Consider the following 13337-nt stretch of genomic DNA (forward strand, 5'->3'; position numbering starts at 1 on the left):
GGGGTGGGGTCAGCCGGCCAGGGCGGCGCGGCCGGCCAGCACGATGGCGGTGTGCTGGGCGACGCGCTCGCCCAGGTGCTCGGCGGTCGCGATGTCGGCCTTGTGGACGCCCTCGGCGCCGGCGTCGGACGGCGAGGAGGCGGCGGCGCCGTTGAAGAAGCCGAGGCGGTTGAGGTCGTCCTCGGAGGCGGTGGTGGCGTTCCAGCCGGGCTTGAGGCCGAGGTTGACCCAGGTCATGGCGTGCTGGGCGGCGAGGGTCTGGAAGAAGCCGAGGGTGCCGGCCTTGTCGCCGCTCTTGGAGGCGGAGTTGGTGAAGCCGGCCGCGACCTTGTCCTTCCAGGCGTAGGTGAACCAGCGCTTGCTGGTGGCCTCGGCGAAGACGTGGAAGGCGCCGGAGGCGGTGCCCATGTAGGTGGGGGAGCCGAAGACGATCGCGTCGGCGGCGTCCAGCTGGGCCCACTGCTCCTCGGTGATGGTGTCGACGGCGATCGAGATGACCTCGGCACCCGCGGCGGCGGCGCCGCGGGCGACGGCCTCGGCGATCACGGCGGTGTGGCCGTAGCCGGAGTGGTAGGCGAGGGCGACGGTCGGGCGGACGGCGGTCATGCGGGCACTCCTGTGGGCGGGAAGGCGTGAGGGCGAGGGCAAAGGGGACGGATCGGGGCGGACCCGCTCCGTCGAACAGTCTCCAATATAGACCAGGTCTCTGTTGGAGACCAGGTGCGGATCGGAGACCACAGGTCTACCCTGGGCGTATGACGACGGAGGAAACGGTCCAAATCGGGGCCGAACAGTGCGGGAGGCTGGAGCTCGACGTCTTCGCCCAGCTCTGCCCCAGTCGCGAGCTGTTCGCCGAGCTCGCCGACAAGTGGTCGATGCTGATCCTGATGAGCCTGTCCGCCTGCGGGCCGCAGCGCTTCTCCGAGCTCCAGCGCGGGGTCGGCGGGGTCAGCCGCAAGATGCTCACCCAGTCGCTGCGCAATCTGGAGCGCAGCGGCCTCGTGCTGCGCACGGTCTTCCCGGAGACGCCGCCGCGGGTGGTCTACGACCTGCGGCCGCTCGGTCGGGAGCTGGCCGAGCTGGTCGCCCCGCTCGGGCACTGGACGGAGCGGCGTGCCCGGCAGATGCTCGCGGCCCGCCAGGAGTTCGACGCGGCGCACGCCGAGGGCTGACCGCGGCGCACGCCGGGGACCGGCCGAGGTGCGCGCCGCGGGCCGGCCGCGGTGGCTGGCCCGGGTGGCTGGCCCGGGGGTGGGCGGCCGGGGGTGAGCGGCCCGGTGCGGAGCCGATTTCCCTTCCGGGTCGACGGCCGTGTAATGTCTTCCTTGTTCGACCGGCCAGGCGGAAACGCAAGGCCAAGCCCCTATAGCTCAGTCGGTAGAGCGTCTCCATGGTAAGGAGAAGGTCTGCGGTTCGATTCCGCATGGGGGCTCCACTGAAAGACCCTCGCCTCACGGCGGGGGTCTTTCGCGTTCTGCGCAGTGGGCGCGGTACGGGCCCGCGACACGCGGTGACCTAGCGGGTCGGGCACGGAATGCGCTGTGATGGTGCGTCATCGGCCGCCCGCCCGAGGGGTGCGGGCGCGAGCCGGACCCCGACCGGGAGGGCGTCATGGGTGTTCGACTCGTGGTGGTCGACGACCACCGGCTGCTGGCCGAGGCGCTGGCCACCGCGCTGCAACTGCGCGGCCACCGGGTGCTCGCGGTCGGCTCGCCGGCCGGCGTCGCGGCCGATCTGGTGGCCGGGCGACGGCCCGAGGTGTGTCTGCTGGGGGTGACCGCGCCGGGGGAGCCGGGGGCCTTCGACGGGCTGCGCCGGATCCGCCGGGAGCGCCCCGAGGTGGCCGTGATCGTGCTCGGGCCGGTCGGCGAACTCCGGGGTGTGGCTTGCGCGTTCGCGGCCGGGGCGGCGGGCTACGTGCCCAGCGACGAGCGGATCGAGGTGGTCGAGCGGGCGATCGGGCGGGCCCGGGCGGGCGAGGCCGCGGTGGCGGTGGACGTCCTGCGCGGGGCCTTCGACCAGTTGCTGCGTCCGGTGGCCGAGCCGGACGACGAGGCGGTCCGGCTGCTGCGGCTGCTGACCCGCCGTGAGGTGCAGGTGCTGGCCCGGATCGCGGACGGCGAGGACACCGCGGCGATCGCCGCCGGGATGCGGATCGCCGCGAGCACCGCCCGTACCCACGTGCAGCGGGTGTTGATGAAGCTCGGCGCGCGGACCCGGCTGGAGGCGGCCGCGGTGGCCGCGCGCACCGGTCTGCTGGAGCGGATGGCCGGCGGCTGAGGAGGGCCCCGGGCGACGGCCGGGAGACGCGGCACGGCTCCCGGCACTTGTGGAGATCACCCCTGGACGCCGCCTGTCGAGGGTGCCCGTCGAGGGCGCCCGTGGAGCCCGGCCGAGGGGCGTGGAGCCCGGCTGAGGAGTGGGTGAGAAAGCGCGGGAGCGAGTGCCCCGGTGGTCGGGAGCACCCCGACGGGCAGGGACAATTGAGCGCAGTCGTACGCATTCCGTCGATGGCGCCGCCGACCGGGCGGACCATCGCCCGCTGGAGGTCTCATCATGAGTAAGTACCTGGTCACGGGTGGCGCCGGCTACGTCGGCAGCGTGGTGGCCGCTCACCTGCTGGAGGCGGGTCACCAGGTGACCGTCCTGGACGACCTCTCCACCGGTTTCCGCGAGGCCGTCCCGGCCGGAGCCGAGTTCGTCGAGGGCCGGATCCAGGAGGCCGGCCGGGTGCTGGACGGCTCCTTCGACGGCGTGCTGCACTTCGCCGCCTCCTCGCAGGTCGGCGAGTCGGTCGTGGACCCGGAGAAGTACTGGCGCAACAACGTGGCCGGCTCGCTGGAGCTGATCACCGCGATGCGCGCGGCGGGCGTGCGCACGCTGGTGTTCTCCTCCACCGCGGCCGTGTACGGCGAGCCGGAGGTCGTGCCGATCGCCGAGACCGCCCGGACCTCGCCGACCAACACCTACGGCGCCAGCAAGCTCGCCATGGACCACATGATCACCAGCGAGGCCGTCGCCCACGGCCTGGCCGCCGTCTCGCTGCGCTACTTCAACGTGGCGGGCGCGTACGGCGTCTACGGCGAGCGGCACGACCCCGAGTCGCACCTGATCCCGCTGGTCTTCCAGGCCGCGCTCGGCCGGCGTCCGCACATCTCGGTGTTCGGCGACGACTACCCGACCCCGGACGGCACCTGCATCCGTGACTACATCCACGTCGCGGACCTGGCCGACGCGCACCTGCTGGCGCTGGACGCCGCCAAGCCGGGCGAGCACCTGATCTGCAACCTGGGCAACGGCAGCGGCTTCTCGGTGCGCGAGGTGATCGAGTCGGTCAAGCGCGTCACCGGCCGGGAGATCCCGGTGCAGGTCGCCGGTCGCCGTGCGGGCGACCCGGCCGTGCTGGTGGCCTCCGCCGAGCGCGCCCACCGGGAGCTGGGCTGGACGCCGCGCCGCCCGGAGCTGGACGACATCGTCGCCGACGCCTGGAAGTTCGCCCTGGAGCAGAGCGGCCGGTAGGCATGCGGTCGGAGGACGGCCCGGGGCGTGGTGACGCGTCCCGGGCCGTCCGGCCGGGCAAGTCCGGACCCTCACGCACCTCCTGACGAAACTTCACCGAACCGCCACGGGAGCGTTTCCCGGCCCGTACGCTGAGTGCGGTACCGGTGGGGGCCGGCGTCCTTTCGGCTTCACCGGCCACCGGTGGGCGGGCGGAACGGCGGCTCCGGAACGCGGACGCCGGACCGGTCCCCGCTCCCGGGCTCGGGCGCTCTGAGCAGGGGGTAGTGACGATGGGGCGGATCCGGGTCCTGGTGGTCGACGACCACCGGATCTTCGCCGAGGCACTGGCCGCGGCCCTCGCCGCCGAGCCCGACGTGGAGGTGGGCGCGGCCGGCAGCGCGGCCGCCGCCGAGCGGGCGCTGGAGCGTGCGGCGACCGAGGGACGGGCCTACGACGTGGCGCTGATCGACGCCGACCTGGGGGCCGAGGCGGCCGGTCCGGCGGCCCGGGCCCGGCCCGGGCCGGAAGCGGTCGAGGAGGCCCGGCGCCGCCCGGCCCCGGCGGTGCCGCCGCCTCGCCGGACGGGCACCGTGCCGGCGGTCCCGACGGTCGCGGCCCGCCCCGCCGACCAGCCGCGGGCCGAGCAGCTGCGGCCCGCGGCCCCGCCGCCGGACGGCATCGCCCTGCTGGGCCGGCTCCGCCGGGCCCATCCGGGGCTGCGCGCGGTGGTGCTGGCCACCGCGGACGATCCGCACCGGGCCGCCCGGGCGCTGCACGCGGGCGCCACCGGCTGGGTGGCGAAGGAGAGTTCGCTGGCCCGGCTGCTCGCGGTGGTCCGGGGCGTGCTGCGGGACGAGACCCATCTGCCGCCGGCGCTGCTCACCGGGGTGATCCGTGAGCTCACCACTGCCCGGCGGGACCGCACCGAGAGCGAGCGGCTGGTCGACACCCTGACCCCGCGGGAGAAGCAGATCCTGCGCTGCATGGTGGCGGGCCTGGGACGGCAGGCGGTGGCGGAGCGGCTCTACCTGTCGCCGCACACCGTCCGCACCCACATGCAGAACGTGCTGGGGAAGTTGGGGGTGCACTCCACGCTGGCCGCCGTGGCGGTGGCCCGGCGGGCCGGGGTCAGTCCGGCGGAGCCGGCCGTGCCGCCGTCGATCGCCTCCGCGCCGTAGCGACGACGTCGGGGACGTTCGGCCCGTCGAGCCCGTCGAGCCCGTCGAGCCCGTGCGGCCCGTTCAGCCCGGGATGTTGTCGAACGGGGCGACCAGCAGTCGCAGCAGGGAGGCGAGTTCGCCCTGCTGGCCGGAGCTGAGCTGGGCCAGCAGTTCGCGTTCGTGGGCGAGCAGGCCGGCCAGGGCCTGGTCGGCGCGGTCGCGGCCGTCGTCGGTGAGCCGGACGAGCACGCCGCGGCGGTCGTCGGGGTCGGGCAGTCGCTTGACCAGGCCCTTGCCGGTGAGGCGGTCGATCCGGTTGGTCATGGTGCCGGAGGTGACCAGGGTCTGGGTGAGCAGCTGGCCGGGGGAGAGCTGGTACGGGGAGCCGGCCCGCCGCAGGGCGGTCAGGACGTCGAACTCCCAGGGCTCCAGGCCGTGCTCGGCGAAGGCGGTGCGGCGGGCGCGGTCGAGGTGGCGGGCGAGCCGGCTGACCCGGCTGAGCACCTCCAGCGGCTCCACGTCGAGGTCGGGGCGCTCCCGGCGCCACGCTGCGACCAGCCTGTCGACCTCGTCCTCCATGACGATCAGTGTATCGGTGGATGTGTCGATGTGAAGTCTCTTGACATCGAGAAATGTGCCAGCGAGGCTTTCGGGGATATCTTGATGTCGAGATACCTGCGAGGTGAACCATGACCAGCCCCGTCTGGGACCCGGCGCAGTACCTGCGCTTCGCCGACGAACGGACCCGCCCGCTGCGCGACCTGCTCGCCCGGGTCCCCGCCCTGCCGAACGAGCCCGCCCCGACGGTCCTCGACATCGGCTGCGGCCCCGGCAACTCCACCGCCGTGCTGCGCGAACGCTGGCCGAAGGCCCGGCTCACCGGCGTCGACAACTCCGCCCCGATGCTGGAGGCCGCCCGCGCCGAGGGTGAGCCCACCGCCGACTACCTGCTCGCCGACGCCCGCGACTACGACCCGGCCCCGGCCGCGCCCGACCTGATCGCCTCGAACGCGACCCTCCAGTGGGTGGACGGGCACCTGGCGGTGCTGGCGCGCTGGGCGGACGCCCTCCGGCCCGGCGGGGCGGTCGCCGTCCAGGTGCCCGGCAACTTCGAGGCCCCCAGTCACACCCTGCTCGCCGACCTGCGCCGCAGCGCCCGCTGGCGCGAGGTCCTCGGCACCGACGCCGTCCGGGGCGGCGTCCACCCGCCCGGGCGGTACCTGGACGCCCTCGTCGCGGCCGGCTGCGCCGCCGATGTCTGGGAGACCACCTACAGCACCCTGCTGCCCGGGCCGGACCCGGTGCTGGAGTGGGTCAAGGGCACCGCGCTGCGGCCCGTCCTCGGCCGGCTCACCGACCCGGCCGACCGGGCCGCCTTCCTCGCCGAGTACGGGCGGCTGCTGCGCGAGGCCTACCCGGCCGGGCCGCACGGGACGGTCTTCCCGTTCCGGCGGATCTTCGCCGTCGGGGTCAAGCGCTAGCCGTACCGGTCCGCGGGGTCGGGCACCCGGGCGGTCAGGCCGAGCGCTCGCCGACCAGCTTCGGGTGCCGCTCCAGGCCCTCCAGCCCGTGCCAGGCCAGGTTCACCAGGTGCGCCGCCACCGTGGCCTTGTCCGGCTTGCGGACCTCCAGCCACCACTGGCCGGTCAGCGCGACCATCCCGACCAGCATCTGCGAGTACATCGGGGCCAGCCGGGCGTCGAAGCCCCGGGACTTGAACTCCAGGCCCAGGATGTCCTCGACCTGGGTGGCGATGTCGCTGATCAGCGAGGCGAAGGTGCCGGTCGACTGGGCCACCGGGGAGTCCCGGACCAGGATCCGGAAGCCGTCCGTCGAGGTGTCGATGTAGTCCATCAGCGCGAACGCCGCCTGCTCCAGCAGCTCACGGGAGTGCCCGCCGGTCAGCGCCCCGGTCACCATGTCCAGCAGCAGCTGCATCTCGCGGTCCACCACCACCGCGTACAGCCCCTCCTTGCCCCCGAAGTGCTCGTACACCACCGGCTTCGACACCCCGGCGCGCTCGGCGATCTCCTCCACCGAGGTGCCGTCGTAGCCGCGTTCCGCGAAGACCGTCCGGCCGATCTCCAGCAGCTGCTCCCGGCGCTGCTTGCCGGTCATCCGGACCCGGCCGCTCCGGCGGCGAGGGGCCGGGGCGGCCGCTGACCGCCCGGCGCCGCCGTCGGAGGCCGCGCCCGGCGCCGCAGCGGCCCGCGGACGGGCGGGCGCCGTTCCGGGCGCCGCGTCCGTCCGCGTGCTCTGATGACCGCCTGTGCTGTCTGCGCTGCTCCCGTTCACCCCTACATCATGCTGGAAGCGCCGCCTCATGCGGCGCGGCGGGCGGCGATCCGCTCCGCGTCCGGCCAGCGGACGTCCCGGACCCAGCCGGCCAGCTCGAACCAGCGGATCAGCCGGGCCGAGGAGTCGATCTGCCCGCGCAGCACGCCGTGCCGGGCCGAGGTCGGGTCGGCGTGGTGCAGGTTGTGCCAGGACTCGCCGCAGGAGAGCACCGCGAGCCACCAGACGTTGCCGGAGCGGTCCCGGGAGCGGAACGGGCGCCGGCCGACGGCGTGGCAGATCGAGTTGATCGACCAGGTGACGTGGTGCAGCAGGGCGACGCGGACCAGCGAGCCCCAGAAGAAGGCGGACAGCGCGCCCTCCCAGGAGAGGCTCACCAGGCCGCCGACCAGGGCGGGCAGCAGCAGCGAGATGGTGGTCCAGAGCCAGAACAGCCGGGAGATCCGCCGCAGCGCCGGGTCGCCGATCAGGTCCGGGGCGTACTTGAGCTGCGGGGTCTGCTCCTCGTCGAACATCCAGCCCATGTGGGCCCACCACAGGCCCTTGATCAGCGCCGGGACGCTCTCCCCGTAGCGCCAGGGCGAGTGCGGGTCGCCGTCCTTGTCGCTGAACCGGTGGTGCTTGCGGTGGTCGGCCACCCAGCGCACCAGCGGGCCCTCGACCGCGAGGCTGCCGACGACGGCGAGGGCCAGCCGCATCGGGCGGGAGGCCTTGAAGGCGCCGTGGGTGAAGTAGCGGTGGTAGCCGACGGTGATGCCGTGACAGGTGAGGAAGTACATGGCGACGGTGACCGCCACGTCCGTCCACCCCAGCCCCCGCCCCCAGGCCACCGGGACGGCGGCGACCAGGGCGGCGAACGGCACCAGGATGAAGAGCCCGAGCGCGATCCGCTCGGCGGCGCCCTGCTTCTCCCCGCCGCGGGTGGCGGACAGCCGGGTCGCCGCGTCGGCGCAGGGATCGGAGGAGGGATGGGGGAGCGCGGCGGCCCCCGCGCCCGCCTCGCCGGCCTGGATGGTCATGGGCGTCCCTTCGCGGCGTCCCGGAGCGGGACAGAGCGGACCTACGTTGGCGTAACCTACGGCATCGTAGGTTGCGCTCCGTGTCCAGGGGAACACACCGCCGCGCGGCGCTCGAGTGAATTCACCCGACTGGATGGATGAACCCCGGGCCCCTCCCGTGCCGGGATCGGACGGGCCAGGAGGGTCGGCATTGGTGGTAGATGTGAGGCGCGCTACCCCGTAGTCTTGGCCCAGCGCGCCGTCGGGTCTCCGGCGGCGGAGCTCCGGTCCCGGATCGTCTAAGGGCAGGACAGCTGGTTTTGGTCCAGCTTATGGGGGTTCGAATCCTCCTCCGGGAGCACTGAGTACGGCCGCGGGCGGGCATGCGCGGGCCGGGCCGCTGGCATTTCGGCCGGCTGCCCCGCACTATCCTCGAACTGCCAGAGCACATGTGCGGACCGCGTTCTGGCCTGCTCTGCCTCTCTGTGAACCTAATGAGGAGCCTCCCCGCATGGGTGCCAATTCGCTTGCCGCCGTTGTCGTGCTCGCCGCCGGTGGCGGGACCCGGATGAAGTCGAACAAGCTGCCCAAGGTGCTGCACGAGGTGTGCGGCCGTTCGCTGGTGGGTCACGCGGTGTCGGCGGCCGGGGATCTGACGCCGGGGCAGCTCGTCGTGGTGGTCGGGCACCAGCGCGAGCAGGTCGAGGAGCACCTGGCGGCGCACTACCCGGCCGCGCGCCCGGTCGTGCAGGAGGAGCAGAACGGCACCGGCCACGCGGTCCGCACCGCGCTGGAGGCGCTGGCCGCCGACGGCGTGACCCTGGACGGCACCGTGATCATCACCGCCGGGGACTCGCCGCTGCTGACCGGCGACACCCTGCGCCGGCTGGCCCGCTCGCACGAGGCGCAGCAGAACGGTGTCACCGTGCTGACCGCCGTCGTCCCCGAGCCCTTCGGCTACGGCCGGATCCTGCGCGACGAGGACGGCACCGTCGCGGCGATCGTCGAGGAGCGGGACGCCACCGACACCCAGCGCGCCATCGCCGAGATCAACTCCGGCGTCTTCGCCTTCGACGCCAAGCTGCTCACCGAGGCGCTGGCCGAGCTCACCACGGACAACTCGCAGGGCGAGGAGTACCTGACCGACACCCTGGAGATCCTGCGCACGGCCGGGCACCGGGTCGGCGCCGTGGTCGCCGAGGACCACCGGGACATCCTGGGCATCAACGACCGGGTGCAGCTGGCACAGGCCCGCCGGCTGCTGAACGACCGCCTGCTGGAGCGGGCGATGCGCGCGGGCGTCACCGTGGTCGACCCGGCCACCACCTGGCTGGACGTCCAGGTGACGTACGAGCCGGACGCCGTCGTGCTGCCGAACACCCAGCTGCAGGGCGCGACCCACCTGGGCGAGGACTGCGAGGTGGGACCGAACTCCACCCTCAAGGACACCCTGGTCGGCGCCGGCGCCCGTGTGAGCAACACCACGGCCGACCGCGCCGAGATCGGCGAGCTGGCCTCCACCGGCCCGTACGCCTACCTGCGGCCGGGGGCGAAGCTGGCCCGCAAGGCGAAGGTCGGCACCTACGTCGAGGTCAAGAACTCCGAGCTGGGCGAGGGCTCCAAGGTGCCGCACCTCTCCTACATCGGCGACGCCACGATCGGCGAGGGCACCAACGTCGGCGCGGCCTCGGTCACCGTGAACTACGACGGGGTCAAGAAGCACCGCACCGTGATCGGCGCGCACTGCCGCACCGGCTCGGACAACATGTTCATCGCCCCGGTCACCATCGGTGACGGCGCTTACACCGGCGCGGGCTCGGTGATCACCACCGATGTTCCGCCCGGCGCACTCGGCGTGAACCGCGCGCAGCAGCGCAACATCGAGGGCTGGGTCGAGCGCAAGCGCCCCGGAACGGTGTCCGCCCAGGCCGCGCAGGCCGCGACGGACGGTGCCGCGGAGGCCTGACGGGCCGGCCGGCGGCCGCCCGGGCAGCCCCGGGGCGATCCCGGGGCGGACGGTTTCTGCGCGGGCGCGTAACCTTGGGGACATACGTGCGCCACTGGGCTTACCGCCCGTGTCCAGGCGTACCGACATTTCCCTGATCCCCCGTGAGCGCGGGCTTGGCCTGCCCTCCCCGGGGACGGGGTTCAGCGTTCGCGACGCGAGGAGACGGTGCAGTGAGCGGGATCACGACGTCGGGTGAGAAGAAGCTGAAGCTCTTCTCCGGCCGTGCCCACCCGGAGCTGGCGAGGGAGGTGGCCGAGGCGCTGGGGACCGAGCTGGTCCCGACCAAGGCCCTGGACTTCGCCAACGGCGAGATCTACGTCCGCTTCCTGGACTCCGCGCGCGGCGCGGACTGCTTCGTGATGCAGAGCCACACGGCTCCCATCAACCAGTGGATCATGGAGCAGCTGATCATGATCGATGCTCTGAAGCGGGCCTCCGCCAAGAGCATCACCGCGATCCTGCCGTTCTACGGCTACGCCCGCCAGGACAAGAAGCACCTCGGCCGCGAGCCCATCTCGGCCCGCCTGATCGCCGACCTGCTGCGCCAGGCCGGCGCCGACCGCCTGATGGCCGTGGACCTGCACACCGCGCAGATCCAGGGCTTCTTCGACGGCCCGGTGGACCACCTGTTCGCGCTGCCGATGCTGGCCGACTACGTGGGCGAGCGGGTCGACCGCTCCAAGCTGACGATCGTCTCGCCGGACGCCGGCCGGGTGAAGGTGGCCGACCAGTGGTGCGACCGGCTGGACGCGCCGCTGGCGATCATCCACAAGCGCCGCGACATGTCCCAGGCCAACACGATCCTGTCGGCCGAGGTCGTCGGTGACGTCAAGGACCGGGTCTGCGTCCTGGTCGACGACATGATCGACACGGCCGGCACGATCTGCGCCGCCGCCGACGCGCTGTTCGAGAACGGCGCCGCGGACGTCCTGGTGGCCGCCACCCACGGCGTGCTCTCCGGCCCGGCCGCGGACCGGCTGAAGAACTCGCGGGTGAGCGAGTTCGTGTTCACCAACACGCTGCCCACCCCGGCCGAGCTCCAGCTGGACAAGATCACCACGCTGTCCATCGCCCCGTCGATCGCCGCCGCGATCCGCGAGGTCTTCGAGGAGGGCTCGGTCACCAGCCTCTTCGAGGGCGTGCACTGACGAAGCCCCGCACAGGCGGCCCCGGACCACTTCGGTCCGGGGCCGCCTGCGGTTCGCCGGTCGGCGCGGGCCCCTCCCGCGCGTTCGGCCGGGGCCGATTTCGCGGGAGGGGGCCGGTGCGGTTAGACTCGTGAAACTGCTCGGCGAGGGATGTCGTGTGCCCGCTCGACGGACACCGACTCCGTGATCGACGCGCTGCCGGTAGCGGATTCCGTCCGTCGGCAGAAGTCGTTGCCGCCGAGTGACCCCCGAACGTACTGAGGGTGTGGTCCCGGCGGTTTTTCGCGTTGCCTGCACCCCCGCGCCAGTCTTCCCGAGGAGTGCAGTCGTGTCCGAGATCCGCCTTGCCGCTGAGACCCGTACCGAGTTCGGCAAGGGTGCCGCCCGTCGCGCCCGCCGCGCCGGCTTCGTCCCCGGTGTCGTCTACGGCCACGGCCACACCCCGGTTCACCTGAACCTGCCGAGCCATGACCTGATGATGGCCCTCAAGACCCCGAACGCCCTGCTGGTCGTCCCGATCGAGGGCAAGGACGAGTACGTCCTGCCGAAGGCCGTCCAGCGCGAGGCCATCAAGCGCACCATCGAGCACGTCGACCTGCTGCTGGTCAAGCGTGGCGAGAAGGTCACCGTCGAGATCCCGGTCCACACCGAGGGCGAGCTGGCCCCGGGCGGCAACCTGCTGGAGCACGTCCTCAACGCGCTGCCGATCGAGGCCGAGGCCACCCACCTGCCCGAGTCGGTCACCGTCTCGATCGAGGGCCTGGAGGCCGGCGCCTCGATCACCGCCGGTGACATCGAGCTGCCCAAGGGCACCGCGCTGGCCGTCGAGGCCGACACCGTCGTGCTGCAGGTCATCGGCGCCCAGGCCTCGCAGGCCGACGCCGACGCCGAGGCCGCCGAGGCCGAGGGTGCCGAGGCCTGAGCCTCCCCCTCTGGCCGGCTGACGAAGCCGTAGCTGTGACCGCTGCCCCGGTCGCTCCCGACGGAGCGGCCGGGGCAGCGGTGTGTCCGGGATGATGACGTCGAGCGTGCAGGCGAGGAGTGAGGGCGTGATGGCGGACGAGTACGAGGGCCCCTGGCTGGTGGTCGGGTTGGGCAACCCGGGCGAGCAGTACGCCCGGAACCGGCACAACATCGGGTTCATGGTGGTGGACCTGCTGGCGCAGCGGATGGGCGCCAAGTTCAAGGCGCACAAGAGCCGGGCGCAGGTGGCCGAGGGTCGGCTGGCGGGCAAGCGGGTGGTGCTCGCCAAGCCGATGTCCTTCATGAACCTCTCCGGCGGGCCGGTGACGGCGCTGCGGGACTTCTACAAGGTGCCCGCCTCGGCGCTGATCGCCGTCCACGACGAGCTGGACATCGACTACGCGGCGCTGCGGCTCAAGCTCGGCGGCGGGGACAACGGCCACAACGGGCTGAAGTCGATCACCAAGTCGCTGGGCCCGGACTACCACCGGGTGCGCTGCGGGATCGGCCGTCCGCCGGGCCGGATGGAGGTCGCGGACTTCGTCCTGAAGGACTTCTCCTCGACCGAGCGCAAGGAGCTGGAGTGGTTCGTGGACCGCTCGGCCGACGCGGTGGAGGCGCTGCTGTCCGAGGGGCTGGAGCGCGCGCAGGGTTCGTACAACTCCTGACCCCGACCGGTTCTGACGCGGTGTCATGTGCGCGGTGTGCCGAGTACACAACAGTCGTGCAACGCTTGCCCGGCAAACCTGAATCCGTGTGAGAACCCTGTGCGGGATCGGATACCGTCGGCCTGGTACGCGAACGGGTCCTGGGGAGTTCTCGATGCGCAGATTGCGTCCGGTCCGCCGACTCCGGCGGCTCCGGGTGGTCCGGCTGAAGCAGTTCGGACGGCGGGTCGGCACGGCCGGTGCGCTGGGGGCGGCGGGGATGCTGCTGTCCAGCGGTGCGGTGGCGCACGCGGATCCGGTGGCCGAGCCGGATCCGGTGGTCTCGCCGGAGCCCGCGGCGGCGCAGTTCGGGCCGGTGCTCGGCGACTCGGTCGGCCCGGACGCGGGGCTGCTGGCGGTCGGCGGCGGCCTGGTGGTCGCGGCCGGCGGTGCGGCGCTGTGGTTGAAGCGCCGGCGCGCGGGTGAGCCCGCGGAGTAGGAACGTGCGGTGAGGGGCCGGTGTCCACGGGAGTGGGCGCCGGCCCCTCCTGCTGCCCGGGTCCGGTGCGGCCGGGGTCCGGTGCGCCCGGGGTCCGGAAATTCCGCCGATCCGCTTG

14 protein-coding genes and 2 tRNA genes are annotated in these 13337 nt (G+C 73.1%); 12 read left to right on the forward strand and 4 right to left on the reverse strand.

Annotated elements, in window-relative coordinates; all coding sequences use genetic code 11:
- Nucleotides 1-9: 9 nt before the first annotated feature.
- Nucleotides 10-606: a flavodoxin family protein gene (locus tag ABTY61_RS34320; RefSeq protein ID WP_350509076.1), complete on the reverse strand. Its 597-nt coding sequence runs from the start codon at nucleotides 604-606 to the stop codon at nucleotides 10-12.
- A gap of 149 nt (nucleotides 607-755) precedes the next feature.
- Between ABTY61_RS34320 and ABTY61_RS34325 the strand changes: the two genes are divergently transcribed.
- From ABTY61_RS34325 to ABTY61_RS34345, 5 genes are all read left to right on the forward strand, one after another.
- Nucleotides 756-1172, forward strand: a complete 417-nt coding sequence (locus tag ABTY61_RS34325) for a winged helix-turn-helix transcriptional regulator (protein WP_350509077.1) — start codon at nucleotides 756-758, stop codon at nucleotides 1170-1172.
- Nucleotides 1173-1359: 187 nt separating this feature from the next.
- Nucleotides 1360-1435, forward strand: a tRNA-Thr gene (locus ABTY61_RS34330).
- 176 nt (nucleotides 1436-1611) lie between these two features.
- Nucleotides 1612-2280: a LuxR C-terminal-related transcriptional regulator gene (locus ABTY61_RS34335; RefSeq protein WP_350509078.1), complete on the forward strand. Its 669-nt coding sequence runs from the start codon at nucleotides 1612-1614 to the stop codon at nucleotides 2278-2280.
- Nucleotides 2281-2556: 276 nt separating this feature from the next.
- Nucleotides 2557-3519: a UDP-glucose 4-epimerase GalE gene (gene galE, locus ABTY61_RS34340; protein WP_350509079.1), complete on the forward strand. Its 963-nt coding sequence runs from the start codon at nucleotides 2557-2559 to the stop codon at nucleotides 3517-3519.
- A gap of 272 nt (nucleotides 3520-3791) precedes the next feature.
- Nucleotides 3792-4679 (forward strand): LuxR C-terminal-related transcriptional regulator, encoded by an 888-nt coding sequence (locus tag ABTY61_RS34345; protein ID WP_350509080.1) that lies wholly within the window; start codon nucleotides 3792-3794, stop codon nucleotides 4677-4679.
- Nucleotides 4680-4742: 63 nt separating this feature from the next.
- Here ABTY61_RS34345 and ABTY61_RS34350 read toward each other — a convergent pair whose 3' ends face one another.
- Nucleotides 4743-5240, reverse strand: coding sequence for a MarR family winged helix-turn-helix transcriptional regulator (locus ABTY61_RS34350; protein ID WP_350509081.1), 498 nt, complete (start codon nucleotides 5238-5240; stop codon nucleotides 4743-4745).
- A 110-nt stretch (nucleotides 5241-5350) separates the two neighbouring features.
- On the opposite strand from ABTY61_RS34350, the gene ABTY61_RS34355 reads away from it, so the two are divergent.
- A complete protein-coding gene (locus ABTY61_RS34355) occupies nucleotides 5351-6142 on the forward strand; it encodes a methyltransferase domain-containing protein (protein ID WP_350509082.1) in 792 nt (263 codons plus the stop codon).
- Nucleotides 6143-6176: 34 nt separating this feature from the next.
- Here the strand turns inward: ABTY61_RS34355 and ABTY61_RS34360 are convergent, their stop codons facing one another.
- Nucleotides 6177-6779 (reverse strand): TetR/AcrR family transcriptional regulator, encoded by a 603-nt coding sequence (locus ABTY61_RS34360; RefSeq protein WP_350509083.1) that lies wholly within the window; start codon nucleotides 6777-6779, stop codon nucleotides 6177-6179.
- A gap of 203 nt (nucleotides 6780-6982) precedes the next feature.
- Nucleotides 6983-7975: an acyl-CoA desaturase gene (locus ABTY61_RS34365; protein ID WP_350509084.1), complete on the reverse strand. Its 993-nt coding sequence runs from the start codon at nucleotides 7973-7975 to the stop codon at nucleotides 6983-6985.
- Between the two features lie 267 nt (nucleotides 7976-8242).
- Here ABTY61_RS34365 and ABTY61_RS34370 point away from each other — a divergent pair.
- The 6 genes from ABTY61_RS34370 (at nucleotide 8243) to ABTY61_RS34395 (ending at nucleotide 13219) form a co-directional block, all read left to right on the forward strand.
- Nucleotides 8243-8313: transfer RNA gene (locus ABTY61_RS34370), tRNA-Gln, on the forward strand.
- Nucleotides 8314-8465: 152 nt separating this feature from the next.
- Entirely contained in the window at nucleotides 8466-9920 is a 1455-nt protein-coding gene (gene glmU / locus ABTY61_RS34375) for a bifunctional UDP-N-acetylglucosamine diphosphorylase/glucosamine-1-phosphate N-acetyltransferase GlmU (protein WP_350509085.1), read from the forward strand.
- Between the two features lie 212 nt (nucleotides 9921-10132).
- Entirely contained in the window at nucleotides 10133-11110 is a 978-nt protein-coding gene (locus tag ABTY61_RS34380; RefSeq protein WP_350509086.1) for a ribose-phosphate diphosphokinase, read from the forward strand.
- Nucleotides 11111-11438: 328 nt separating this feature from the next.
- Nucleotides 11439-12032, forward strand: coding sequence for a 50S ribosomal protein L25/general stress protein Ctc (locus tag ABTY61_RS34385; RefSeq protein WP_350509087.1), 594 nt, complete (start codon nucleotides 11439-11441; stop codon nucleotides 12030-12032).
- Between the two features lie 130 nt (nucleotides 12033-12162).
- Entirely contained in the window at nucleotides 12163-12741 is a 579-nt protein-coding gene (pth, locus tag ABTY61_RS34390) for an aminoacyl-tRNA hydrolase (protein ID WP_350509115.1), read from the forward strand.
- Nucleotides 12742-12895: 154 nt separating this feature from the next.
- A complete protein-coding gene (locus ABTY61_RS34395; RefSeq protein WP_350509088.1) occupies nucleotides 12896-13219 on the forward strand; it encodes a hypothetical protein in 324 nt (107 codons plus the stop codon).
- Nucleotides 13220-13337: the final 118 nt, after the last annotated feature.

The organism is Kitasatospora sp. NPDC096128 (assembly GCF_040303105.1).
GTDB lineage: Bacteria > Actinomycetota > Actinomycetes > Streptomycetales > Streptomycetaceae > Kitasatospora.

Excerpts from the sequence above, each read along its gene's own strand:
- ABTY61_RS34355 (WP_350509082.1), top strand. The coding sequence starts at position 5,351 with ATGACCAGCCCCGTCTGGGACCCGGCGCAGTACCTGCGCTTCGCCGAC.
- ABTY61_RS34320 (WP_350509076.1), bottom strand. The coding sequence starts at position 606 with ATGACCGCCGTCCGCCCGACCGTCGCCCTCGCCTACCACTCCGGCTAC.
- pth (WP_350509115.1), top strand. The coding sequence starts at position 12,163 with ATGGCGGACGAGTACGAGGGCCCCTGGCTGGTGGTCGGGTTGGGCAAC.
- glmU (WP_350509085.1), top strand. The coding sequence starts at position 8,466 with ATGGGTGCCAATTCGCTTGCCGCCGTTGTCGTGCTCGCCGCCGGTGGC.
- ABTY61_RS34325 (WP_350509077.1), top strand. The coding sequence starts at position 756 with ATGACGACGGAGGAAACGGTCCAAATCGGGGCCGAACAGTGCGGGAGG.
- ABTY61_RS34345 (WP_350509080.1), top strand. The coding sequence starts at position 3,792 with ATGGGGCGGATCCGGGTCCTGGTGGTCGACGACCACCGGATCTTCGCC.
- ABTY61_RS34365 (WP_350509084.1), bottom strand. The coding sequence starts at position 7,975 with ATGACCATCCAGGCCGGCGAGGCGGGCGCGGGGGCCGCCGCGCTCCCC.
- ABTY61_RS34360 (WP_350509083.1), bottom strand. The coding sequence starts at position 6,779 with ATGACCGGCAAGCAGCGCCGGGAGCAGCTGCTGGAGATCGGCCGGACG.
- ABTY61_RS34395 (WP_350509088.1), top strand. The coding sequence starts at position 12,896 with ATGCGCAGATTGCGTCCGGTCCGCCGACTCCGGCGGCTCCGGGTGGTC.
- galE (WP_350509079.1), top strand. The coding sequence starts at position 2,557 with ATGAGTAAGTACCTGGTCACGGGTGGCGCCGGCTACGTCGGCAGCGTG.
- ABTY61_RS34335 (WP_350509078.1), top strand. The coding sequence starts at position 1,612 with ATGGGTGTTCGACTCGTGGTGGTCGACGACCACCGGCTGCTGGCCGAG.
- ABTY61_RS34350 (WP_350509081.1), bottom strand. The coding sequence starts at position 5,240 with ATGGAGGACGAGGTCGACAGGCTGGTCGCAGCGTGGCGCCGGGAGCGC.